General features: G+C 44.2%; 21 protein-coding genes. 10 read left to right on the top strand and 11 right to left on the bottom strand.

The window, feature by feature from the left end; all coding sequences use genetic code 11:
• Positions 1 to 155: 155 nt before the first annotated feature.
• The 6 genes from R7P72_RS02455 to napF form a co-directional block, all read right to left on the bottom strand.
• Positions 156 to 290, bottom strand: a complete 135-nt coding sequence (locus tag R7P72_RS02455; protein ID WP_005373546.1) for a TIGR02808 family protein — start codon at positions 288 to 290, stop codon at positions 156 to 158.
• Positions 291 to 301: 11 nt separating this feature from the next.
• Entirely contained in the window at positions 302 to 880 is a 579-nt protein-coding gene (locus R7P72_RS02450; RefSeq protein ID WP_005373542.1) for a NapC/NirT family cytochrome c, read from the bottom strand.
• A gap of 28 nt (positions 881 to 908) precedes the next feature.
• Positions 909 to 1,364 carry a nitrate reductase cytochrome c-type subunit gene (locus tag R7P72_RS02445; RefSeq protein WP_005389061.1) on the bottom strand — a complete coding sequence of 152 codons (456 nt, stop codon included), beginning with the start codon at positions 1,362 to 1,364 and terminating at the stop codon, positions 909 to 911.
• A 78-nt stretch (positions 1,365 to 1,442) separates the two neighbouring features.
• Complete coding sequence (napA, locus tag R7P72_RS02440) at positions 1,443 to 3,932, bottom strand: periplasmic nitrate reductase subunit alpha (RefSeq protein ID WP_213907152.1); 2,490 nt, start codon at positions 3,930 to 3,932, stop codon at positions 1,443 to 1,445.
• Positions 3,929 to 4,237: a chaperone NapD gene (locus R7P72_RS02435; RefSeq protein ID WP_005373535.1), complete on the bottom strand. Its 309-nt coding sequence runs from the start codon at positions 4,235 to 4,237 to the stop codon at positions 3,929 to 3,931. The genes napA and R7P72_RS02435 overlap by 4 nt, the downstream gene beginning before the upstream one ends.
• Positions 4,238 to 4,284: 47 nt before the next feature.
• On the bottom strand, positions 4,285 to 4,770 hold the full coding sequence (gene napF / locus R7P72_RS02430) for a ferredoxin-type protein NapF (RefSeq protein WP_005373529.1): 486 nt from the start codon (positions 4,768 to 4,770) through the stop codon (positions 4,285 to 4,287).
• Positions 4,771 to 5,017: 247 nt separating this feature from the next.
• Between napF and narQ the strand changes: the two genes are divergently transcribed.
• Complete coding sequence (gene narQ, locus R7P72_RS02425; protein ID WP_025767926.1) at positions 5,018 to 6,754, top strand: nitrate/nitrite two-component system sensor histidine kinase NarQ; 1,737 nt, start codon at positions 5,018 to 5,020, stop codon at positions 6,752 to 6,754.
• A gap of 4 nt (positions 6,755 to 6,758) precedes the next feature.
• Positions 6,759 to 7,373 carry a response regulator gene (locus tag R7P72_RS02420; protein ID WP_031777156.1) on the top strand — a complete coding sequence of 205 codons (615 nt, stop codon included), beginning with the start codon at positions 6,759 to 6,761 and terminating at the stop codon, positions 7,371 to 7,373.
• Between the two features lie 91 nt (positions 7,374 to 7,464).
• Here the strand turns inward: R7P72_RS02420 and R7P72_RS02415 are convergent, their stop codons facing one another.
• On the bottom strand, positions 7,465 to 7,638 hold the full coding sequence (locus tag R7P72_RS02415; protein ID WP_005373524.1) for a hypothetical protein: 174 nt from the start codon (positions 7,636 to 7,638) through the stop codon (positions 7,465 to 7,467).
• A 261-nt stretch (positions 7,639 to 7,899) separates the two neighbouring features.
• On the opposite strand from R7P72_RS02415, the gene R7P72_RS02410 reads away from it, so the two are divergent.
• Both R7P72_RS02410 and pepT read left to right on the top strand, forming a co-directional pair.
• The gene (locus R7P72_RS02410; protein WP_054574706.1) at positions 7,900 to 8,763 is read left to right on the top strand and encodes a DUF6279 family lipoprotein; all 864 of its coding nucleotides are present in this window, start codon (positions 7,900 to 7,902) and stop codon (positions 8,761 to 8,763) included.
• Positions 8,764 to 8,933: 170 nt separating this feature from the next.
• Complete coding sequence (pepT, locus tag R7P72_RS02405) at positions 8,934 to 10,163, top strand: peptidase T (protein WP_031781280.1); 1,230 nt, start codon at positions 8,934 to 8,936, stop codon at positions 10,161 to 10,163.
• An 82-nt stretch (positions 10,164 to 10,245) separates the two neighbouring features.
• On the opposite strand, the gene R7P72_RS02400 is transcribed toward pepT, so the two are convergent.
• The gene (locus R7P72_RS02400; RefSeq protein ID WP_005373515.1) at positions 10,246 to 10,710 is read right to left on the bottom strand and encodes a dCMP deaminase family protein; all 465 of its coding nucleotides are present in this window, start codon (positions 10,708 to 10,710) and stop codon (positions 10,246 to 10,248) included.
• A 419-nt stretch (positions 10,711 to 11,129) separates the two neighbouring features.
• On the opposite strand from R7P72_RS02400, the gene vmeY reads away from it, so the two are divergent.
• Positions 11,130 to 12,257: a multidrug efflux RND transporter periplasmic adaptor subunit VmeY gene (vmeY, locus tag R7P72_RS02395; RefSeq protein ID WP_017635193.1), complete on the top strand. Its 1,128-nt coding sequence runs from the start codon at positions 11,130 to 11,132 to the stop codon at positions 12,255 to 12,257.
• Between the two features lie 8 nt (positions 12,258 to 12,265).
• A complete protein-coding gene (gene vmeZ, locus R7P72_RS02390) occupies positions 12,266 to 15,418 on the top strand; it encodes a multidrug efflux RND transporter permease subunit VmeZ (RefSeq protein ID WP_005373507.1) in 3,153 nt (1,050 codons plus the stop codon).
• An 89-nt stretch (positions 15,419 to 15,507) separates the two neighbouring features.
• On the opposite strand, the gene R7P72_RS02385 is transcribed toward vmeZ, so the two are convergent.
• Positions 15,508 to 17,277, bottom strand: a complete 1,770-nt coding sequence (locus R7P72_RS02385; RefSeq protein ID WP_025767924.1) for a methyl-accepting chemotaxis protein — start codon at positions 17,275 to 17,277, stop codon at positions 15,508 to 15,510.
• A 100-nt stretch (positions 17,278 to 17,377) separates the two neighbouring features.
• A complete protein-coding gene (arfB, locus tag R7P72_RS02380; RefSeq protein WP_017635196.1) occupies positions 17,378 to 17,791 on the bottom strand; it encodes an alternative ribosome rescue aminoacyl-tRNA hydrolase ArfB in 414 nt (137 codons plus the stop codon).
• Between the two features lie 76 nt (positions 17,792 to 17,867).
• Here arfB and R7P72_RS02375 point away from each other — a divergent pair, with 76 nt between their 5' ends.
• Entirely contained in the window at positions 17,868 to 18,470 is a 603-nt protein-coding gene (locus R7P72_RS02375; protein WP_017819896.1) for a beta-phosphoglucomutase family hydrolase, read from the top strand.
• An 88-nt stretch (positions 18,471 to 18,558) separates the two neighbouring features.
• Here the strand turns inward: R7P72_RS02375 and R7P72_RS02370 are convergent, their stop codons facing one another.
• Positions 18,559 to 19,551: an OmpA family protein gene (locus R7P72_RS02370; RefSeq protein ID WP_017819897.1), complete on the bottom strand. Its 993-nt coding sequence runs from the start codon at positions 19,549 to 19,551 to the stop codon at positions 18,559 to 18,561.
• 202 nt (positions 19,552 to 19,753) lie between these two features.
• Here R7P72_RS02370 and R7P72_RS02365 point away from each other — a divergent pair, with 202 nt between their 5' ends.
• The 3 genes from R7P72_RS02365 (at position 19,754) to R7P72_RS02355 (ending at position 22,389) form a co-directional block, all read left to right on the top strand.
• Positions 19,754 to 20,005 carry a hypothetical protein gene (locus R7P72_RS02365; protein WP_017635199.1) on the top strand — a complete coding sequence of 84 codons (252 nt, stop codon included), beginning with the start codon at positions 19,754 to 19,756 and terminating at the stop codon, positions 20,003 to 20,005.
• 5 nt (positions 20,006 to 20,010) lie between these two features.
• Positions 20,011 to 21,063 carry a 3-deoxy-7-phosphoheptulonate synthase AroG gene (gene aroG / locus R7P72_RS02360; RefSeq protein ID WP_017635200.1) on the top strand — a complete coding sequence of 351 codons (1,053 nt, stop codon included), beginning with the start codon at positions 20,011 to 20,013 and terminating at the stop codon, positions 21,061 to 21,063.
• A gap of 153 nt (positions 21,064 to 21,216) precedes the next feature.
• Positions 21,217 to 22,389 carry an MFS transporter gene (locus tag R7P72_RS02355; protein WP_021035943.1) on the top strand — a complete coding sequence of 391 codons (1,173 nt, stop codon included), beginning with the start codon at positions 21,217 to 21,219 and terminating at the stop codon, positions 22,387 to 22,389.
• Positions 22,390 to 22,395: the final 6 nt, after the last annotated feature.

The following is a 22,395-nucleotide window of genomic DNA, read 5'->3' as shown; positions in this document are numbered from 1 at the left end:
AGTAAATCTTAGCGGCCTTTATGGTCGCTTTTTTTATGTATGATTGCTTGTTTATTGTTGGCAAGTACCATTGATTAATAAATAAAAAGCGCCGAGCATTTGCTCGGCGCTCAGTGTCAACAAATAGGCTAGTTGACGAGTAGAGATGCGTTACGTTACACCTCTTTATCCTTACCAAATGACAGCAGCCAGAGAGAGATTGCTGCTACCGCCACAAAGCCGGAAAGAATAATCACTGGCATAGCACTGTAGCCAAGGATATGCCAAATTACAGATTCTAATGTACTCATGGTAAGTCTCCTTAGTGCCAGCCTTCAACGCCGCTCATGTCTGGTAGTTTGTGCGCAATACCTTTGTGACAGTCTACACATGTTTTCTCGCCTGAAGCGAGAGCGGTGGAGTGTTGTTCTGCCGCACGTGATCCTTGCTGAGAGTAATCCATGAAATCAAACTCATGACAGTTACGACATTCAAGAGAGTCATTCTTTTTCATACGTGCCCACTCTCGCTCTGCGAGGTGTCCACGACGCTCTTGGAACTTCTCTGGCGTATCGATCGTCTTCGTTACGAAGTGTGCAAATAGCTCTTTAGATGCCTGTACTTTACGAACGATCTTATCCGTCCATTCATGAGGAACGTGACAGTCTGAACAAATCGCACGAACACCAGATCGGTTGGAGTAGTGAATTGTTTCTTGAATTTCAGCAACGATCGGCGCGTGACAGCCAGAACAGAATTCTTCTGTGTTGGTTGCTTCCATACCTGTGTTGAATGCGCCCCAAAATAGAAGGCCACCAGCGAAGCCTAGAAATAAAACCACACCAGCGGCAGCTTTACTCGGGCTCGACAGTCTCTTCCAAAACGCTTTAAGTATTTTCATAAGTAACCTCTTAGTACTCGCGTTTCAATTACTGAAGCGAATCGACTGCCTTAAACTCGTTTTCCACTAGTGGTTTTGCATCCGTTTGTGGAACGTGACATTGCAAACAGAAGTAACGACGAGGAGACATATCTGCCAGTACCGCATCTTCTCTGTTTACATAGTGCGTTACGCTAATTTTAGTCGCACCTGACTCTTTTGCATTTTTCCAGCTATGACATGCAAGACACTTGTTAGCATTTAACGAAATTTCGTAGTGACGAATGCTGTGTGGGATCAACGGTGGTTGATAAACATAGCTGTCTTCAACGATTTGATCTTTAGGGAAGTCTTTGAACTCGTCTGCTGGACGCGTATCTTCCAATTGAGACATTCCACGTAAAGATTCTAGACCACCAATACCACCTGGATTATCCAACTCAGCTTGCGCAATGCCTGTCACTAACGCACCTACAGATAAAACTGCGACAAGTAATTTTTTCATCATTTCATCTCCGCCTTTATGGCTTAAATTCTTTATTAGGCCGCCATAATGACGGCCGTAGCATTCAGTATCTGAAGGTTAAGCAATCTTAGTGATTTTGACTGGGCACTTCTTAAAGTCTGTCTGTTTAGACAGTGGATCAGTCGCATCTAGGATAAGCTTGTTAATCAAAATACGTGCATCAAAGAACGGTACGAATACCAAGCCTTTTGGCGGACGGTTACGACCGCGAGTTTCAATACGAACGCGTACTTCACCGCGTTTGTTTGCCATGAGTACTTCTTCACCACGACGAACATTGCGTGCTTTTGCGTCTTCTGGGTGCATGTAACACACTGCGTCTGGTACTGCTTTGTATAATTCAGGTACACGACGAGTCATGGTGCCTGTGTGCCAATGCTCAAGAACACGACCAGTACATAACCACATATCAAATTCATCGTTCGGTACTTCTGGTGGCGCTTCGTATGGCGCGGAAATGATCTTCGCTTTGCCGTCAGCATTGCCGTAGAAGTCCCAACCAGAACCTTCTTTCGCGTATGGGTCTGAACCTTCTTTAAAGCGCCACTGTGTTTCCTTACCATCAACAACAGGCCAACGTAGACCACGTACTTGGTGGTAGCGGTCGTATGGAGCCAAATCATGACCGTGACCACGGCCAAATGTTGCGTATTCCTCAAATAGACCTTTTTGAACATAGAAACCGAAGTGGTGAGCATCGTCATTCAGTTCACGAGCTTCTTCGATAGGGAATTTGTCGACGTTACCATTGCGGTAAAGTACGTCGTACATTGTTTTACCACGGTATTGAGGCGCTTTCGCTAGAAGCTCTTCAGGCCACACTTCTTCCATTTTGAAGCGTTTCGAGAACTCCATTAGCTGCCAAAGGTCCGATTTTGCTTGACCGACTGTGCCCACTTGTTGGTACCAAGCTTGGGTACGACGCTCTGCGTTACCGTAAGCACCTTCTTTTTCAATCCACATTGCGGTAGGAAGAATAAGGTCTGCTGCTTGTGCTGTTGCTGTCGGGTATGGGTCAGACACAACGATGAAGTTTTCTGGGTTGCGGTAACCTGGAAGACGTTCTGTGTTGATGTTTGGACCGGCTTGCATGTTGTTGTTACATTGAACCCAGTAACAGTTCAGAACGCCGTCATTCAGCATACGGTCTTGCAATACGGCGTGGAAGCCAGGTTTTGGTGGAATCGTACCTTCTGGCAGTTTCCAGATGTCTTCTGCAATCTTACGGTGTTTAGGGTTAGCAACCACCATGTCCGCTGGTAGGCGGTGAGCAAACGTACCAACCTCACGAGCGGTACCACATGCTGATGGTTGGCCCGTTAGTGAGAATGGGCTGTTCCCCGGAGTCGAGATCTTACCGGTTAGTAGGTGGATGTTGTAAACCAAGTTATTCATCCATACACCACGAGTATGCTGGTTCATGCCCATTGTCCATAGAGACATCACTTTCGTGTTTGGATCCGCGTATTGCTTCGCAAGCTCGATAAGCTTCTCTTTCTCAACACCAGAGATTTCAGATGCTTTCTCTACTGTGTATGGCGCTACTGATTTCTTGTACTCTTCGAATGAGATAGAAGTGAGTTTGCCAGAGTTCGGGTTCTTCGCTGCTTTTTGTAGCGGATCATCGTCACGTAGACCGTAGCCGATGTCAGTGTCTGCTTGAGTGAAGTTCGTGTGTTTGTTCACGAAGTCCCAGTTTACTGCATCGTTTTCGATGATGTAGTTTGCGATGAAGTTAGCAATTGCAAGGTCAGACTGAGGATTGAAAATGTAGCCGTGGTCTGCCAACTCAAATGAACGATGGTAGTAAGTAGAAAGCACGTTCACTTTAACGTGAGGGTGGCTTAGGCGGCGGTCAGTAATGCGAGTCCATAGAACCGGGTGCATCTCTGCCATGTTTGAGCCCCAAAGAACGAAAGCGTCTGCGTTCTCAAAGTCATCGTAACAACCCATTGGCTCATCGATACCGAATGCGCGCATGAAACCTACAACGGCAGAAGCCATACAGTGACGAGCGTTTGGATCAATGTTGTTTGATCGGAAGCCTGCTTTCATTAACTTTGATGCAGCGTAGCCTTCCATTACTGTCCATTGGCCTGAGCCAAACATACCTACGCTTGTTGGGCCTTTTTTCTCTAGAGACGTTTTCCATTTCTCAGCCATGATGTCGAAAGCGTCATCCCAAGAGATAGGTGTAAATTCACCATCTTTGTGGAATTTGCCATCTTTCATTCGTAGCATCGGTTGAGTTAGACGGTCTTGACCGTACATGATCTTAGAAAGGAAGTAACCTTTGATGCAGTTCAGACCTTTGTTTACTGGTGCTTCTGGGTCACCCTGTGTTGCTACCACTTTGCCGTTTTGAGTGCCAACAAGAACAGAACAGCCTGTACCACAGAAACGACAAGGTGCTTTGTCCCATGTGATTTTGGTTTGATCAGAGCTTGCAATCAGGTTGGCTGCAGATGCTGGTAGTGTCACACCTGCGACAGCAGCAGCTGATGCAGCCGCGTTTGCTTTCACAAACGCACGTCTTGTCATTTTCATACTTCACCCTCGATTTGGGAATGTTGTGTTCCAGTGTCTTCTTCATCCGTTTCTTCAAGCCCAGTTTCGATTTGGTGATAAACCAATACCGTGCTTAAGACGTTCGGTAAATTGTTAATGGCATCGATAGTGTCTGTGATGAAACCTTGGTTCTCAGTTTCAAGTACGACGATAATCTTGCCTTCAGGACTGTCACCATAGATTTCCGCATTTTCGTGTGCTTCTATCTTTTGTTTGATTTCGTCCAAATGTTCCGGCAGCACATGTACTACCAAACTTGAAATATGCACTTCATTTAGTGACATATAGCTCTCTCATTTATTTTTATTGCCTTTGGCCGACGACATTCGGCTTAGGCTGTTGTATTGCTCACATTGATGGATGAAGTCGGGCAAACTGAAACACAGGCGCCGCAGCCGTTACACTCATCAAGGTCTAAATTGGGTTGTGCTACTTTCCCCAGTTCTAATTTGAACTGAATTGCCATCGGGTCGCACATATCCCCACAGCTTCGGCATTCGACATTTTGTTTTGCTAAGCAGTTATCGTTGATACTTGCTTTTGCTTGCCAAGGTTGTTCTGTTTCTGGCAAGAAAAGGGGCTCAGGACAGGCGTTTGCACATTGATAGCAAAATGTGCATTCATCGATGGAAAAATCGACCGAGGGGAATCCGCCATCACTTTTGGTTATAATCTTTGTTTCACAGGCCTCAATGCATTTACCGCAGCGAGTGCAATCGTCCGTAAACTGTTGCGGTTTAGTTAACCAAGGCAAACGTACGGCGTTGTCGGGGTGCGCTTTTCTTGCAAAGAGTCTTCTTCTGGAAAGGTCTACCACTTAGTCACCTCGAAACTTGGAACCCAAACTAAGCATAGTCCACAATTTTCATTAATAAACTGTCATTTAAACTAACGAAATTGTAGTTTTTGACATATTTGTATAAATACCTCTTAGGGGGTAAATGGTATGCAATATTGTTTTGGATCAATAAATTCCGTCGCAGGTGATCACATATTGATAAAGTTGAAAGGTAATGGGTTCATTGCACGTACAAATAGGATTGTTAATGGGCGAGGAACTCAGATTGTTTAAAAATGTGAAAAAGTCAGTGACGCGCACGATTGCATCCGCGATGCTTCTTATTTTGCTGCTCTCAGTCGCTACGACTGGTTTTGCGATTTTTACGTTAGCGTCCAGTTTGAACGATGCTGAAGCCGTCAATGTTGCTGGCTCGATGCGAATGCAAAGCTACCGTCTGGCGAATGATATTCAGGTTAAATCTGTTGACTATTCTTCACATATTGACGCATTTGAACATTCGATATATTCACCTTCAATGAAAGCGCTTCAGCATTGGTCTGTGCCAGAAGACATCACTCACGATTACTACCGTCTTATTATCAGATGGCATGAACTCAAGGCGGTGCTGAGAGGAGACAACCCGGCAGAATATCAACTCCTAGTGGCCGGTTTTGTTGAACAAATCGATGAGTTTGTATTTAAGCTGCAAAGCTTTTCGGAGCAAAAACTGATTAACTTAGCCTGGATCGGCGGGTTAGGGTTGGGTGGCATCCTTTGTGTCAGTATGTTTGTCGTTCATTTTGTGCGCCTCGAAGTTGTTCGGCCTCTGCGTGCCTTAGTTTTTGCTAGCGAGCAAATTAAAAATCGCTCATTCAATATATCGCTCAATGTATCTAGCGACAATGAAATGGGAATACTGACTCGAACCTTTAACCGGATGGCGACAGACCTTGGTAAGTTGTACCGAGGATTAGAACAAGCGGTTGATGAGAAAACACGTAAATTGCAGCATGCCAACCAGTCTTTAGAAGTGCTGTATGACTCGTCAAAAGAACTCACGGCGTCGCGTATTAATCAAGACAATTTCCAGGCGATTTTGCAGCATATCGTCAGTCTTGAGGGCATTAAAGCGGTCAAACTTGAAATCGAGCAGCTGGGAGAACCGAGCTGGATATTGATGGAAGGAGAAGAATGCTGCCAAGATTGTGATGAAGATTGCCACGGTAAAGCCCTGATGCTAGATGGTGAGCACTTGGGCTATTTATATTGGAAAGCAGGGTTACCTTGTCCGAACGAGGCTCTTATTGACAACTTCGTGCAGATTTTATCACGCGCCGTGTATTACAATCGGGCGCAGCGCCAAGCAGAACAAATTCTGCTGATGGAAGAGCGAGCCACTATTGCTCGGGAGTTGCATGATTCATTGGCTCAAGCACTCTCTTACTTAAAAATTCAGGTCGCTTTGTTGAAGAGAAGCGTAAAGAACTTGCCTGACGAAAAGGCGATCGCGCAGGCTAATCAAGTTATTGCCGAGCTAGATACGGGCTTATCTGCCGCTTATACGCAGTTACGCGAGTTACTGACGACGTTTCGTCTTACGATTAAAGAGGGCAGTTTTGGCCAAGCATTGCAAGACATGGTTGAAACGCTCAGTGAACAAACTGCTGCGGACATTACGCTAAAAAATAGACTTTCATCAACTGAACTGGATGCACATCAGCAGGTTCATTTACTACAGTTGATAAGAGAAGCGGCAATTAATGCTATCAAACATGCGCAAGCAGATAATATTCACATTCAATGTCTCGATAATGATGGAAAAGTCACAGTAACCGTTAGCGACGATGGAATAGGCTTTGAACATCAAGACGAAAAATTAAATCATTACGGTATGAGTATCATGCAAGAGCGGGCCGCTAGACTGCATGCCGATCTTCACATCGAAGCATCGATAAACAAAGGTTGTACCGTAAAATTAGAATTCCAACATAGTAAGGAAGTAAACAGTGACAGTGTGTAAAGTAATGCTGGTGGATGATCATCCACTCATGCGAAGAGGTATCCACCAGCTTTTAAGCTTTGAGCCTGAGTTTGAGGTCATTGCAGAAGCAAGTAATGGCGCGGATGCAGTAGCGAAAGCGCATGAGCTGGAACTGGATCTTGTACTTCTTGATCTTAATATGAAAGGCATGTCTGGCCTTGATACTTTGCAAGCACTGCGTGCAGATGGCTGTGAAGCCAGAATTGTCATTCTAACCGTTTCGGATAGCCCAGCAGATATAGAAGCAATAGTTCGAAGTGGTGCCGATGGCTATTTATTGAAAGACACTGAGCCTGATGAGTTGGTTGAGTTGCTAAAACAAGCGCATCAAGGGGACAAGGCATACAGCCAAGAAGTTTCTAAGTATTTGAGTGAACGTTCAGAGCAAGAGGACGTGTTTGATACACTGACCGATCGTGAATCGCAGATCTTAAGAGAGGTGGCAAGAGGTTTCCGCAACAAGCAAATTGCCGATCGTCTTTTTATCTCTGAGTCTACGGTTAAAGTACATATGAAGAGTTTACTTAAAAAGCTTCAAGTTCCTTCTCGTACTGCAGCAACCGTCCTTTATCTTGAGCGCTTTGGCGACATCAAATAACATTGTTGGATTTGAATCTGTAATAATAAATAAAATCAAACAGTTATATTGATTCTGACGAATAAAAAAAACCGCCTGTTAGGCGGTTTTTTTACTTGTCTGGGCGAATAGAGTACAAGTCACTGTTGTGCTTACCACACTCCAAATAGTACTGATAAGCCACTTTTTTGCTTTCAGCAATGACTCTCATGCAGTGCATTTTCCCCTGTTCAAAATATCGAATCTCATATTCTACACTGGTATCAAGTTGCTCAGCGGCTGCCATACTTCGCCTCCATAAACCATCCAAAAAACATCCATGCAAATTATATGCCGTTATAGGGAGCGTCGTTCGGTACGTTTTTTAGCCGATAATTGCGCTCTAACTCACTTTTTTGCGGATAGCTGTGATCAAAAAGTTAATTTCAAACTCTATATATTATTAAGGTGGCAATCAATATTTGTCACACTGGTGTAAGTTTGCCGCAATACTAAGTGATACAGGTTGAGTATAGAACTTAATCAACAGAAAAGGGAATACGAATAAGTGACTAAATTAAAGGATGTATCTAATAAGGCGCTTCGTTATGGCCTTCTATTTTGTTTCGTATTTCTGCTTGCCGGTTGTGCGAAAAAGTTTTTATACAGCAATATCGATTGGTTCGTGCTCGATTACTTAGAGGACTATGTCTCGTTGCAAGGGGAACAAGAAGTCCTAGTGGAAGAGCGCTTATTATTGTTGGCAGACTGGCACAAGAAAGAGGAGTTACCATTATATATCGAACATTTAAAAGACCTTGAGAGATTAAAAGCGAGCGATATCACCTTAAATTACTTACAAAAAAATCGAGATAGAATGCGAGCGCATTACGATAGAGTGGTCAGCAAAGCAGCACCAGATCTTTTTGCGTTAAGTTTGCAATTAACGAAAGAGCAAGAACGCGAGTTTTTGAGTAATGTACAAGAACATTATCAAGAGCGAAACGCAAAATATGCCGATAAGACAGAAGACGAAGTGCGTGAAATTATTCTGGATAACACTGAAGAGTGGATGGAAGAATGGCTGGGGAATCTATCAGGAAATCAGCGTCAATTAGCTCAAAGATTTTCTCAGCAAGTTATTTTAAACAGCCCTTTATGGAGAGATTATCGAGCCACGGTATATCAAGAGCTCGAATACTTGTTCGACAACAAATCTAATGTTGTGACTTATCAAGATATATTTATGCGACTCTTGTTCGAGCCAGAGAGTTATTATAGTGAGCAGCTTTCTCTGAATATTGACTCTAACTTTGCATTGGTTGATCAACTGACATTAGATGTTTCTCGTTCGATGACCGATAAGCAATGGCGTCATTTTCGTGAAAAGGTTAAAGAGTGGCGAGTATTGGCTGAGGAACTTTTAGATTAAATTCATGCTTCAATGAGCGAAAGCAAAGCGCAAAAGCCTTTCTTATCAAAAAATGATTCAAAGCAAATTCTTATTGAGCTAAGAGCGTAACATAGCGTGAGGTTTGATGAGGCAACGTCAGCTTATCAATGCGTGATAAGGCCTCATCGTACAAAACAATGAGAATAAATATGAAACATTTAGTTGAAAGATTTCTTCGATACGTCACGTTTGATACCCAATCCAATCCACATGTGACGCTTTGCCCAAGTTCACCTGGTCAGCTTGTGTTTGCTGAGTTACTTAAAAAAGAGATGATCGAGCTTGGTTTAAGTGACGTGACTTTGGATAAAAATGGCTACTTGATGGCTAAACTGCCAGCCAATGTTGATTATGAGGTTCCTCCTATCGGCTTCATTGCCCATATGGATACCGCGCCGGATGCATCTGGCAAAAACGTAAAGCCGCAATTCATCGAAGATTACCAGGGTGGCGATATTGCATTAGGGTTGGGGGATGAAGTGTTATCTCCCGTGCAATACCCAGATTTACATCACCTACATGGCCACAATCTTATTACTACCGATGGCACTACATTACTTGGCGCGGATAACAAAGCCGGTATCGCAGAGATTCTTTCCGCGGTAGCTCTGCTACTGGAAAACCCAGACATTCCACACGGCGACATTTGTATCGGCTTTACTCCGGATGAAGAAATCGGTCGTGGTGCAGATTTGTTTGATGTTAAAAAATTTGGCGCGAAATGGGCATACACTATAGATGGTGGCCCGCAAGGTGAATTGGAATACGAAAACTTTAATGCAGCAAACGCTGATGTAATTTTTCATGGTGTTAGCGTTCATCCAGGTACTGCAAAAGGCAAAATGGTCAATGCGATGAACTTGGCTGCGAAATTTCAAGTTCAAATGCCCCAAGATCAAACTCCGGAAACAACCGAAGGTTACGAAGGGTTCTTCCATCTAAAATCGGCAGAAATGGGCGTTGCACGAAGCGAGCTAGGTTACATTATTAGAGACTTTGACCGTCAAAGACTTGAGGATCGAAAAGCCTTTATGCAGAAACTCGTCGATGAAATGAACACGGGTTTACGCCATGGTTCTGTAGAGCTAAAAATAAAAGACAGCTATTACAATATGAGAGAAATGGTTGAGCCTTACCCTCATATCATTGAGCTGGCAAAGCAAGCGATGGAAGCGTGTGATGTGGAACCGATTATAAAACCTATTCGTGGTGGTACAGATGGTGCTCGTTTATCTTTTATGGGTTTGCCGTGCCCGAATATCTTCACCGGTGGTTTTAACTTCCACGGAATTCATGAGTTTATTTCTGTTGAAATGATGGAAAAATCAGTACTCGTTATTGTCAAAATTGCTGAGCTCACAGCGAAAAAACACAGTTAAAAGACTACGTCGAGACCTCTTGCAGATTTAATAACAAAATAGCCCAGATCTTCCTGGGCTATTTAAATATTAAGATGGAATACTAGCGCACGTCTTTGTCTTCAATTTCAATGTCTTCTAGTGGTAACCAGTCGACTTTCACACCCGCTTGATCGAACATATCTTGACTGACTTGGATTTTATCTCCCCAGCGAGATAAAAAGTCTTCAGACTGCTCAGGGCAGTGTACGTGTGAGATCCCTGTTTGAATGATCTTTGCCGCGCAGTTAGGGCAAGGAAAATGCGTTACCCAAATATCACATCCGTCTAAGTCACGTTTTGAGAACAAAATTGCGTTCTCTTCCGCGTGCAGTGTTTTAAGGTATTTCAACTCGCGCTCATCGGTGTCGACACTGTCAGAAACACCATGCGGATAGCCATTAAATCCAACAGATACAATGCGATTCTGTTTAGTAATAACGGCACCGACTTGTGTTGATGGGTCCTTACTCCAAGACGCCACTAGTTCTGCCATCTGGTAAAAGCGTTTCGCCCATTTAGAAATCATAATCATCCTCTCTGTCGAAGGCGTTGAATTAATTGAATGATAACCCATTTATATTAAAAAAATAGTCAAAATCGGGGTCTTGAGTATGAAGGCGTCACTTTTTACCTTTTTAGCCACAAAACGTTCTTATCTTGAGCACTGAATCTCACTTTACGCCCGAATACAATACTCCCGTTAGTGTTTCCACGCACACGCTAAAATTCGCGATCTCCTAAGGCGTATATTAAATAGTTATGATTGAGTTGTATGTATATTGCTCATTGAATACCACTGTTAACTAAATTACTTTATTTTCCTTTTGTTTCTCATGTTTACATTTAGAAACACCTTGGGCGCTTTTCAGTGAAGTTTTCAGTGGCAGCAAGGAGTAAGGTTGATAGGAGTTCAACAATATCCTGTTCTATAAAGACGGTAAATACATGCAAAAGAAACCACTTGTCGCACTAATGGCGGCTACAGCAATCCTCGCTGGATGCGGGGAAGCTAATAATGCCCAAACGAAAGGTCAAGCGCCTCTCGTAGTGACTCAGGATGTCACGGTTATCGACTACCAACCGAGCAAGTCTTATATCGGTCGCATTGAAGCAGTAGAAGATACCAATATTACCGCGCAGATTTCTGGCTACTTAAAAGCTCGTCACTTTGAAGAGGGGCAAATGGTAGAAAAAGGGCAGCTCCTTTACTCTATCGAGCCATCTTCTTTTGAAGCCCAAGTCGCGAGTGCTAAAGCCGCACTTGCACAAGCTAAAGCGGCGCTAAAAAAAGCCGAATTAGATCATACTCGAGGTAAAAACTTGTTGCCTCGCGGTAGTATCTCTCAATCTGAGTTTGATGCTTTAACAGCTGCACTTCTTGGTGCGAGAGCAGAGCTAGAAGCGGCAAATGCTCAACTTAAACTTGCTGAAGTTAACCTTTCCTATACTCAAATCCGAGCACCTTTTAGCGGACGTATTAGTGATACCAAAGTGAGTACGGGTGATCTGGTTTCTCCGTCATCTGGCGTGCTGACAACTCTGGTGAGTTTAGATCCAGTTCATACCTCATTTAGTGTGAGTGAGCGTGAGCGTTTAGCTATGGGTATGGATCAAGTAAAAGGTGATGGCTCGGCTGAATCAAACCGCGTTGAAGTTCAGCTTGAACTGGAAAATGGACAGTTTTTTGAGCATCTTGGTAAGCTTGATTTCTTAGGTAATCGTATTGACACCAAAACGGGTACGATTGCTATGCGCGCGCTAGTGCCAAACCCAGAGCAGAAGTTACTTCCGGGTCAACACATCAAAGTGAACTTGAGAGATAAGAACACGAAAGACGTTATTGTTATCCCACGACGTGCCGTACAGACTGACTTAGAAGGTGACTTTGTGATGGTGATGGCTGAGGGAAGTGTGGCAGAGCGTCGTAACGTCGAGCTTGGCCCTCAGGTTGAACAAGGCATTATCATTCGAGAAGGGCTCGATCAGGAAGATACGGTTATTACACAAGGCCTACAACGTGTGCGTAATGGTGTAGAAGTGCGCCTTCAAGCACCTGCTGAAGATAAGCAGTAGGGGGCACTATGTTAAGTCGTTTCTTTATTCAGAGACCTAAATTCGCGCTGGTTATTTCGATCATATTAACGCTAGCCGGCGCGATCTCACTGGCGATTTTGCCAGTGGCTGAGTACCCACAGATAAGCCCGCCATCAGTAAGCGTTTCGGCTTACTACACTGGCGCGAGTGCGGAAGTTGTCGAGCAGGCCATTGCGGACCCCATAGAGACCTCAGTCAACGGCGTTGAGGATATGATATACATGTCTTCAAAGAGCGCGAACGATGGCTCTTACAGCCTAAACGTCACGTTCGATGTTGGCACCGATCCAGATATGGCGCAAGTTAACGTGCAAAACCGCGTGTCACAGATTGAGTCAAAACTGCCTCAAGAAGTTCGCATGGTTGGTGTGACGGTGAAAAAGCGTTCACCTGACTTGCTGATGGTACTTAACTTCTATTCACCTGATGGCAAATACGATGATCAGTTCTTGATTAACTACATTAACTTGAATGTAAAAGATCAGTTGGCTCGTGCGAAAGGTATCAGTGAAGTTAACGTGATTGGTGGTGGCGAATACGCAATGCGTGTTTGGTTAGATCCTGAAAAAATGGCCAACCTTAAGCTAACCACGTCAGACGTATACGCCGCTTTGGCTGAACAGAACGTTCAAGTTGCGGCAGGGCGTGTAGGTGCAGCACCATACAACAATCCGCAAGAAGTTCAGTTTAACCTTGTGACCAAAGGTCGCTTGGAAAGCGTGAGTGAGTTTGAGAACGTAGTCCTTCGAGCTAATCCCAATGGCTCTACGGTTTATCTGAAAGATGTTGCTCGCGTTGAACTAGGCAAAAAGTTCTACGATGGTAACGGTAAGTTCCGTGGCCAGGACGCGTCAATCGTTGCGTTGTCTCTTCAATCGGATGCGAATGCGTTAGAAAGTGGTCAGGCCGTCATGGAGCTCCTTGAAGGCTTGAGCAAAAACTTCCCAGAGGGAATGGAATACGAGACCAGCTACGATACAACCGTGTTCGTATCTGAATCGATCAAAGGGGTAGTAAAAACACTGATTGAAGCGATTCTATTGGTGATTGCTGTAACTTACTTGTTCTTGGGTAGTGCGCGTGCAACGTTGATTCCTGTTGTCGCGATCCCCGTTTCTCTGATTGGTACGTTTGCCATCATGCAGGCAACGGGCTTCACCATTAATACGGTTACTTTGTTTGGCTTGATCCTTGCGATTGGTATCGTGGTGGACGATGCGATTCTGGTTATCGAAAACGTCGATACTACCATGGCGAAAGACCCAAGCATTTCACCGCGTAAAGCGACGTTGCTAGCGATGAAAGAAGTAACGGGACCAATCATCACGTCGACCTTGGTTCTACTTGCGGTATTCATACCCGTCGCCATGCTGCCAGGTATCACCGGTATCATGTATCGCCAGTTCGCTTTGACCATCTGTATTTCGGTTGTGATTTCATCCATCAATGCATTGACGCTGTCTCCAGCACTTTGTTCTCTGGTATTGAAGCAGGGTGGGGGCAATACCGCTAACTGGTTCCAGGCTTTCAACCGAGGCTTAGAGCGCATCACTACGCGTTATGGCCAGATCGCTGGTTTCTTGGTGAAGAAGTCTTTACTGCTCGTGACGTTCTTTATAGTTGCTATCGCAGCGGTCACTTTCTTTGCGAAAACCACCTCTACAGCGTTTGTTCCTCAAGAAGATAAAGGCATTTTGCTGGTTAACGTACAGCTACCAGATTCAGCCTCTTTATCACGCACTGAAGAAGTCACCAATGATTTAATGAAAATGATCGGTGAAGAACCTGGTGTGGATGGTGTGACGGTTGCGAACGGTTACTCGTTTATGACAGGCGCAGCAGCATCAAACGGTGCTTCTGTATTTATCAAATTGCATGATTGGGATACTCGTAACTCGCTGCAAGGAGAGCACTCTGCTAATGCTATCGCGGCACGTATTAACGGGCGAGCGGCGACAGAGTTACCTCAAGCGGTTGTTTTTGCGATGGGACCACCGGCGGTTCCAGGTATGGGCGCTGCGTCTGGTTTTGAGTTTGTGCTTGAAGACACGCTAGGGCGAAGTCGTACCGACTTGTCGATGGTCATGGGAGAAATGATCCAAGCGGCTAACCAAGCGCCTGAAATTGCCTACACGTTTAGCACGTTCCGCGCGAATGTTCCGCACTACTACGTTGATATCGATCGTGAGAAAGCGCAGCAATTAGGTATTTCGCTGTCGTCTATTTTCCAAACCTTGCAAGGCAACTTAGGTTCGCTTTATGTGAATGACTTCACCATGTTTGGTAAGAACTTCCGCGTAACCATGCAAGCTGATAGCCAGCACCGTAGCAGCATGGAAGATCTAGAGCGTTTCCATGTTCGTTCTTCGAACGGTGATATGGTCCCGTTAAGTACGCTAGTGAGCTACGAGCAAGTGTTTGAGCCTGATGTGGCGTGGCGTTACAACATGTACCGCAGTGCTATCATTCAAGGCCAACCAGCTCCGGGTTACTCTAGTGGTGATGCGATTGCAGCAATGGAACGCGTTGCTGCTGAAGTTCTTCCGCAAGGGTACACGTATGAATGGACAGGTATGGCTTATCAGGAAGTGCTCGCGGGTAACCAAGCCATTTATGCGTTTGCGCTGGCTTTGATCTTCATTTACTTGTTTATGGTGGCTCAGTATGAGAGTTGGAGTATTCCACTGGCTATTATTTTGGTGGTCCCAGTAGCAACGTTAGGTTCCTTCCTTGCGTTGAATCTAACTGGCACGCCGCTTAACTTGTATGCCCAAATTGGTCTTGTCTTGCTCATAGCCTTGGCGGCGAAAAACGCAATTTTGATTGTGGAGTTCGCCAAGCAAGAGCGAGAAGAAAAAGATGCTGATATCGATAGTGCAGCGGTTAAAGGAGGCACTTTACGTTTCCGCGCTGTGAATATGACATCTTGGTCATTTATTTTGGGTATCTTCCCGCTTATCTTTGCCGCTGGCGCGGGGCACGTGAGTCAAAACTCACTCGGCGTGTCGCTGATTGGTGGTCTATTGTGTGTGCTTCTAGCAGGTACATTCTTGATCCCAGGCTTCTACGCTCTGGTGCAAAGACAGCGTGAGAAAGTTCATGGTGGCAACACCAAGCTGGTTCCTCTTGATGATGAATAATCACATCCGAAGTGCGCAGTAAGCACGAAGTGACAATTGAAAAAAGCCCGAAGCAATGATTGCCTCGGGCTTTCTATTTTGAAAAAGGGTTATTTTAGCGCAGTTTTGAATTGTGCAACGGCTTCATCCATATCATGAGCTTGAGCAGAGACAGAGTTCACTTCATGCAAGCATTCCTGAGCGGATTGCATGTTATTCTCAGATATTGCGTTTAGCTCGGTGATTGAACCGCTAACTTGGTTCATAACGATACCTTGTTCTTCAATTGCTGAAGCTATGCGCTCCGAATTACCTTGAATTGAATGCATGTCAGTGATGATCTGCTGTAGGCTAGAATCCAGTTTTTCAGAAGCATTAAGTGTTTGTTGCCCTTGATCGTTACATTGATCAATATCAGCAACAACTGTAGACATTTGAGTTTGAATATCTGCAACGACCCGCGTGATTTCCTCAGTGGATTGATGAGTTCGGCTAGCTAGGGCACGTACTTCATCGGCGACAACTGCAAACCCGCGGCCTTGTTCGCCTGCTCGCGCGGCTTCAATTGCTGCGTTGAGAGCTAGTAGGTTGGTTTGCTCTGCTATTTCTTGGATTATGTTCACGGCACCACCAATTTTATCTACATGCTGATTCAGCGAGCCAATCGACTGCTGGCTGTTTGATAAAATCGTGGTTAGTTGACCGATGTTGGTTACCGTCGCCTCAACAACTCCTCGACCTTGTTCGGCATTATTCGCTGCCTGATGTACGCCTTCTACCGCAACTGATGTGCTTTCAGAGATTTCACCTATTGTGGCAACCATTTGCTGAACTGCCGTCGCCATTGATGCTGTGTGGTCAGTTTGCGTGTGGAATTGCTCCATAACGCCTTCTAACTCACGATGCATATTATCGGTACTTGCAGTGAGTTGCGCCGATTTTTCTTGGGTACTACTAATTAGATGCTCAAGCTTATCCAATAGGTCATTGAGGTGATGACTGATATCAAATAGCTCGTCTTGACCTTTCAAATCAGATCGAAGTCCCATGTTGTTCGTTTCGCTGATACTTCGAATGGTGCCAAGTAAGCTATTCACTCGCGTGTTGATTGAACGTGAAATTTGCCAAATCAATGCGAAAATAACGACTAAGATCAGAGCTGTAATGACTTGCTTGATGGTCGACATTTGTTCATCACGTTGTGCGGCAGCAGAGCTAAGGGCTGTGGAAAAGGTTTCAAATTGCTCTTCTACGGCATGAGATAATGCGCGAGTTTCACCGAGTAGGCCTTTGTCATAAGCAACCCCAACAACTTGCTTTTGGGCCGCCAATTGCTTACCTGTTTTGATAAGCTCAGGAGCATATTGCCCCTCAAGCAAGTCACTATTGAATAGTCCTGCTTTTACCGCAGAGTCAAAACGGACTAATGCCAATAACTGCTGGTGGTCTGAACGTTGTTTAGCTTCTAATAGTGCTTGTTCGTAACCGGCGAGAAGCCCACTCTTTGAATCAAGCCCGTATCGTTGGTAAGCGCTGACCAGATTCTGAAAGCCCCTTTGGTATGCGAGCAAGTCTTGCTTAAATTGTTGACTGGAAGGTAATTCATTACTCTTGAGTATGTTCGCAAGCTCTTTTTCTGTGTCTATAAACTTGTCAACATTGGCGTCAAACTTATTTAGATATTTGTCATTACTACGCAGTAGGAAATCTTTTTCATTTCTGCGTAAGTTGAGTAAGCGTATTTCTAGATCACCAACGAGTTTGATGGCGTGATTAAGATCATTGCTCTTATTTTCAAAATGGGATGACGTACCCAAAAGGGCCACGATGCCTAAAATGGCGATAACTCCGAGGAAGTAGAGTTTTTGCCTAATAGTCATATTGTTGTTTCCTGAATAAGTAACTAAAAAGAGAAATCCAATGAGATTTCCAAGGGCTAGCAAACGTTGTTCAACTAACATGTCGAGAAAACGACATGCACTAATACAGCACTTTTTTACGTTGCTGTTTTTTCGCTCCGTGCTTGTTTTTTGTATCAAGTCGTCGGCGTTGAGAAGCGCGGGTTGGTTTCGTTTTAATACGCTTCTTCTCCTGTAAAGCGGCAGCTTTTATCAATGCTTGAAGCCGATTTAGGGCGTCTTCCTTATTTTGTTCTTGTGTCCGAAATTGTTGCGCTTTGATGATGATCACGCCATCTTTACTTATACGACTATCAGAAAGTGCAAGTAATCGCTCTTTGTAAAAGTCAGGTAAGCTTGAATGCCGGATATCAAAGCGCAGGTGTATAGCGGACGCCACCTTGTTAACGTTCTGACCACCATTTCCTTGAGCTCTAATTGGGGATAATTGAATTTCCCACTCTTGAATTGTGACGGAGTTCGAAATTTTGAGCATGATAAGTAAATGCCGGTAAGGACGATTGAAAGAGCTGATAAATTAACATTACAGATGCACAAATAGAAGAAAAGACATGAGCACGATTGATTTTAGACCCTATGAGGGATTCATATTTGATATGGATGGTACTCTAATCGATACCATGCCAGCCCACTTGGCAGCTTGGCAAGCAACTGCTGAGCGTTTTGATTTTCCGTTTTGCCAGGAATGGTTTCACAGTTTGGGAGGGATGCCGAGCTTTAAAATTGTTGAGGAACTAAATCGTGTGCATGAGCTTTCATTAGATCCTAAAACTGTCGCGACATTTAAAATGGAAACATTCGCTGCTATGGAGCTTCATGGTGACGTTATTCCTTGCACGAACATCGTGTTAGAGGAATATTTAGGCCATAAGAAAATTGCAGTCGGGACTGGCAGCCAACGAGAAAGTGCCATGCGCTTATTAAGCCATGCAGGTTTATTAGACAAGTTGGATGTTGTAGTAACCGCGAGTGATGTAGAGAACCATAAACCCTTTCCAGATACCTTTTTGGTGGCCGCGGAACAACTCGACTTGGAGGCGTCACAGTGTCTTGTGTTCGAGGATACTGAGTTGGGGAAGCGAGCTGCGCATGCAGCTGGTATGGATTGCGTTATGGTGCAAGATAATGAGTTGATCTTTTTCCCAAAACCATAGTGGCAATATCCCTTAATATGAGATCAAAATGGGGTGCAAATGCACCCCATTAATTTTTACCACATCATCGATCATGAATCATAGATGCTTATTCTGGTTGAACTAGCTCTTGGTATTCAAATGAAGGTACCACAACTTCTACGCGACGGTTTTTCTCACGACCTTCGCGAGTGCTGTTGTCAGCAACTGGGTTTTCTTCACCCATACCTTTAACTGTCAAACGATCTGAACCAATGCCAGCTGCGGTTAGGTAATCAGCAACAGATTGAGCACGACGCTCAGACAGTTTTTGGTTGTATGCCGCAGGGCCTGAGCTATCCGTGTAACCAGTAATCTCTACTTGAGCTTGAGGATATTCGTTCAAGAATGAAACAAAGTTGTCCAGACGTTCAGAAACGGACTCTGTTAACTTAGCACTATCGAATTCAAACGTACCTGTACCGTACTCTTCTTTGTGCACCTTGCTCATCATCACTGGTTCTGGATCTGGCTCGATCACTTCTTCCGTTACAACTGCTGCAACAACTGGAGCTGCTGCGAATTTGTAGTTAACACCGATACCAAAGAAGTTAGCATCCATGTCGTCCCACACGTCGTCAGACATATCTTGGTAGCGTTGGTATTCAGCGCGAACACTCCAGTTTCTATCGATCGAGTATTCAGCACCCAAAGAACCTGTTGGGACAAAGTCTGTTTCGTCATCAGACATCATGTAAGCACCACCGATCTTAGCAAATAGATTCCAAGAGTCGTTTAAGTGCCAGTTGAATTTAGGTGCAAGTGTTAAAGCCGTTAGATTGCCGTCAATCGTATTAACCGTGTTAGCCCCTGACATCGAGTTAGCTTTGTAGTCGCCTAAGAAGTCTACGCCGTACTCTAGCCCGATGATATCGGTAAAGTCATAACCGATATGTAGTCCTGCACCGAACGCTTCATCATCACAAGGGCTATTTAGATAGCAAGCGTCGTCAAGTGTAGTCATGCCCACTTTGCCCCCGATGTACATTTCAGCTTGAGCAGAGTTTAAAAGCGCGCTACTACCAGCTACCACTGCTGCTACTGCAATTGCTACTTTGTTCATAATGTTTCCTTGTATTGATTGCATATTAACTTCTACTTCGTTTTATCAAAAAATTAGAAAAAACCAGCGTTTATAAGAAATTAGTTTAATATTCTAATCATTTCATATCAAGCAACAATATATTTGAACTTGATCAACATTTACTACCCAAAAATACCTCACAAACTTCTGATATTTCTTACATTGTAGTAAAGATTTTTTGGTGCATAAGAAAATTGATGATTATTTTGAACTTTTTTTCGTAAACTTTACTTTACATTGTGCGCGATGGTTAACAGGTGGTTTTTATTTGCATTTATTTGCAAAAACTGATTGCAAGTCTACGCCTAAGCCGATAAGTTACTTAAACGCTAGACAGAAAATGACCACAGCCCTTGATGCTGCTCGCTTTGTGAACAATGTTGCAATGAGTTCAGTTGGTAAAAATGGGGTCGGAAATAAAACCAGGAAGTAGAAGTAATGTTTCAAACTGATGATGTAAGAATAAATAGAGTAAAAGAGTTATTGCCACCTGTTGCAGTATTAGAGAAGTTCCCAGCGACTGAAACCGCTTCTTCGACCACTTTTGATTGCCGTAACGCCATTCACAATATTCTTGAAGGAAAAGACGATCGATTACTCGTGATCGTTGGCCCGTGTTCTATTCACGATCCGGCTGCCGCGGTTGAGTACGGCAAAAAGCTAAAAGTACTACGTGATGAACTGGGCGAGCAGCTTGAGGTTGTTATGCGAGTTTATTTTGAAAAGCCGCGTACGACCGTTGGTTGGAAAGGCCTTATCAATGACCCTTACTTAAATGACACCTATAAGCTAAATGATGGTCTACGTATCGGACGTAAACTTCTTCTTGATCTAACCGATATGGGCTTGCCAACGGCAAGTGAATTCTTAGATATGATCACACCTCAGTACGTGGCGGATTTGATCAGTTGGGGCGCTATCGGTGCTCGTACGACAGAATCTCAGGTTCACCGCGAGCTAGCTTCTGGTCTTTCTTGTCCTGTAGGTTTCAAAAACGGTACAGACGGGAATATTAAAATAGCGAGCGACGCGATTCGTTCTGCAAGCGCTTCCCATCACTTCCTTTCAGTAACAAAATACGGTCATTCCGCGATCGTAGAAACCGCTGGTAATCCAGACTGCCATATTATTCTACGTGGCGGTAAAGAACCAAACTACAGTGCAGCACATGTAGCTCAAATTAAAGATGAGCTGGACACCGCAGGTCTGCCGAAAAAAGTGATGATTGATTTTAGCCATGCTAACAGCTCGAAGCAGTTCAAGCGTCAAATGCTGGTGTCTGATGATGTATCCGAGCAAATCTCTGCTGGCGAAGAAGCCATTTTTGGTGTGATGATCGAGTCTCATTTAGTTGAAGGTCGCCAAGACTTAGTGGATGGCAAAGCAGCCACTTATGGTCAGTCGATCACTGATGCATGTATTGGTTGGGAAGACACGGAAACGGTACTTCGTCAGCTTTCTGATGCAGTAAAAGCGCGCCGCAACAAGTAAGCTCAACAGAAAAACTTTTTTAAAAGCGAATAGTGAAGAGCCAGAGGTACTATGCCTCTGGCTCTTTTTGTTGAGAATTACTCTCATATCTTTCTATTGTTTCTGCTTTCCTATATGTTATCTGTATACGTCGTAACCAAAAGGAATTTGGAATTGAATCGTAATGTATGGCTTCTATCCCTCTGCCAAGCCTTATTAATGACAGGGAATATTTTACTCATATCTGTTATTGCCCTTATTGGCAAAACACTTGCGCCGTCATCAAGTTTTATCACATTACCAGTTGCACTGCAGTTTTTGGGACTGATGGCCGCGACAATTCCTGCGTCGCTAATTATGGGCAAGTTAGGGCGTCGCCTTGGTTTTAGCCTTGGTAATGTCATTGGCATTTTGGGTGCTAGTCTAGCGACGTATGCATTAAGTCAACAAAACTTCTATCTGTTCTGCATGTCTACGTTTTTGCTTGGTGTTGGTATAGGTTTCGGTACTCTATACAGGTTTGCTGCCATTGAAGTGTGTGAAGAGTCGGCAAGGCATAGGGCGATTTCGATATCTATGGCGGGTGGGGTGTTAGCGGCGATCCTTGGGCCTAATCTGGCCGTGTACTCGCAGCAGTGGTCAGATGATGGCTTATACATTAGTGCATTTGCTGTGCTTGTCGTGCTTTATATAACCGCGTTGGTTGTGCTACAAACCATTCGTTTTCCACCTGCACACACGCAGGCGCTACACGCTAAGGCGGATAAGCTGAGACTGATTATTCGTCGACCTAATTTCATGCTGGCAGTTATCGCGGCAATGGTTGCGTACGCGGTGATGAACATTTTAATGACAGCAACTCCTTTAGCGATGATTGGTTGTGGCTTTGATTTTGATAAAGCGGCGGGAGTGATCGAATGGCACGTGTTGGGTATGTTTGCACCTGCGTTTGTCACGGGCCGTCTGATAGAACGGTTTGGCGCTAAGAATATGATTTTGGCGGGTGGATTGCTATTTGTTGCTTGTATTGGAATTAATATACATGGAGTGTCTATCTGGCATTTTAGTCTTGCTTTAATCCTGTTAGGAATAGGGTGGAACTTTATGTTTATCGCAGCAACCGGGCTGTTTAGTCAAAGCTATGAAGCGAAAAACAGAAGCAAGGCTCAAGCGTTTAATGAATTCTTCGTGTTCAGTTGTGTCACCATCACCGCATTACTATCTGGTTGGCTTGAGTCTACCGTAGGTTGGCAGAATCTTAATTTGTATGTTCTTCCATTTGTGTTACTCGTTATCGCGATGTTTGCGTTAAAAACGAATAAAAAGCCAGAATCACAAACCGCTTAATTAAGG

The sequence above is a fragment of the Vibrio sp. Vb0888 genome (genome assembly GCF_033338835.1).
In the GTDB taxonomy this organism is placed as follows: domain Bacteria; phylum Pseudomonadota; class Gammaproteobacteria; order Enterobacterales; family Vibrionaceae; genus Vibrio; species Vibrio alginolyticus.
The sequence above is the reverse complement of the archived record's forward strand: the minus strand, read 5'-3'. Positions and strand labels throughout refer to the sequence as shown.

What these genes read in the sequence shown, in the direction of transcription:
- R7P72_RS02450 (WP_005373542.1), bottom strand. Translation starts at nt 880, where the DNA reads ATGAAAATACTTAAAGCGTTTTGGAAGAGACTGTCGAGCCCGAGTAAA.
- R7P72_RS02400 (WP_005373515.1), bottom strand. Translation starts at nt 10,710, where the DNA reads ATGATTTCTAAATGGGCGAAACGCTTTTACCAGATGGCAGAACTAGTG.
- R7P72_RS02445 (WP_005389061.1), bottom strand. Translation starts at nt 1,364, where the DNA reads ATGAAAAAATTACTTGTCGCAGTTTTATCTGTAGGTGCGTTAGTGACA.
- R7P72_RS02420 (WP_031777156.1), top strand. Translation starts at nt 6,759, where the DNA reads ATGCTGGTGGATGATCATCCACTCATGCGAAGAGGTATCCACCAGCTT.
- R7P72_RS02415 (WP_005373524.1), bottom strand. Translation starts at nt 7,638, where the DNA reads ATGGCAGCCGCTGAGCAACTTGATACCAGTGTAGAATATGAGATTCGA.
- arfB (WP_017635196.1), bottom strand. Translation starts at nt 17,791, where the DNA reads ATGCTCAAAATTTCGAACTCCGTCACAATTCAAGAGTGGGAAATTCAA.
- R7P72_RS02455 (WP_005373546.1), bottom strand. Translation starts at nt 290, where the DNA reads ATGAGTACATTAGAATCTGTAATTTGGCATATCCTTGGCTACAGTGCT.
- R7P72_RS02435 (WP_005373535.1), bottom strand. Translation starts at nt 4,237, where the DNA reads ATGTCACTAAATGAAGTGCATATTTCAAGTTTGGTAGTACATGTGCTG.
- vmeZ (WP_005373507.1), top strand. Translation starts at nt 12,266, where the DNA reads ATGTTAAGTCGTTTCTTTATTCAGAGACCTAAATTCGCGCTGGTTATT.
- napA (WP_213907152.1), bottom strand. Translation starts at nt 3,932, where the DNA reads ATGAAAATGACAAGACGTGCGTTTGTGAAAGCAAACGCGGCTGCATCA.
- R7P72_RS02385 (WP_025767924.1), bottom strand. Translation starts at nt 17,277, where the DNA reads ATGACTATTAGGCAAAAACTCTACTTCCTCGGAGTTATCGCCATTTTA.
- aroG (WP_017635200.1), top strand. Translation starts at nt 20,011, where the DNA reads ATGTTTCAAACTGATGATGTAAGAATAAATAGAGTAAAAGAGTTATTG.
- R7P72_RS02375 (WP_017819896.1), top strand. Translation starts at nt 17,868, where the DNA reads ATGAGCACGATTGATTTTAGACCCTATGAGGGATTCATATTTGATATG.
- vmeY (WP_017635193.1), top strand. Translation starts at nt 11,130, where the DNA reads ATGCAAAAGAAACCACTTGTCGCACTAATGGCGGCTACAGCAATCCTC.
- R7P72_RS02370 (WP_017819897.1), bottom strand. Translation starts at nt 19,551, where the DNA reads ATGAACAAAGTAGCAATTGCAGTAGCAGCAGTGGTAGCTGGTAGTAGC.
- pepT (WP_031781280.1), top strand. Translation starts at nt 8,934, where the DNA reads ATGAAACATTTAGTTGAAAGATTTCTTCGATACGTCACGTTTGATACC.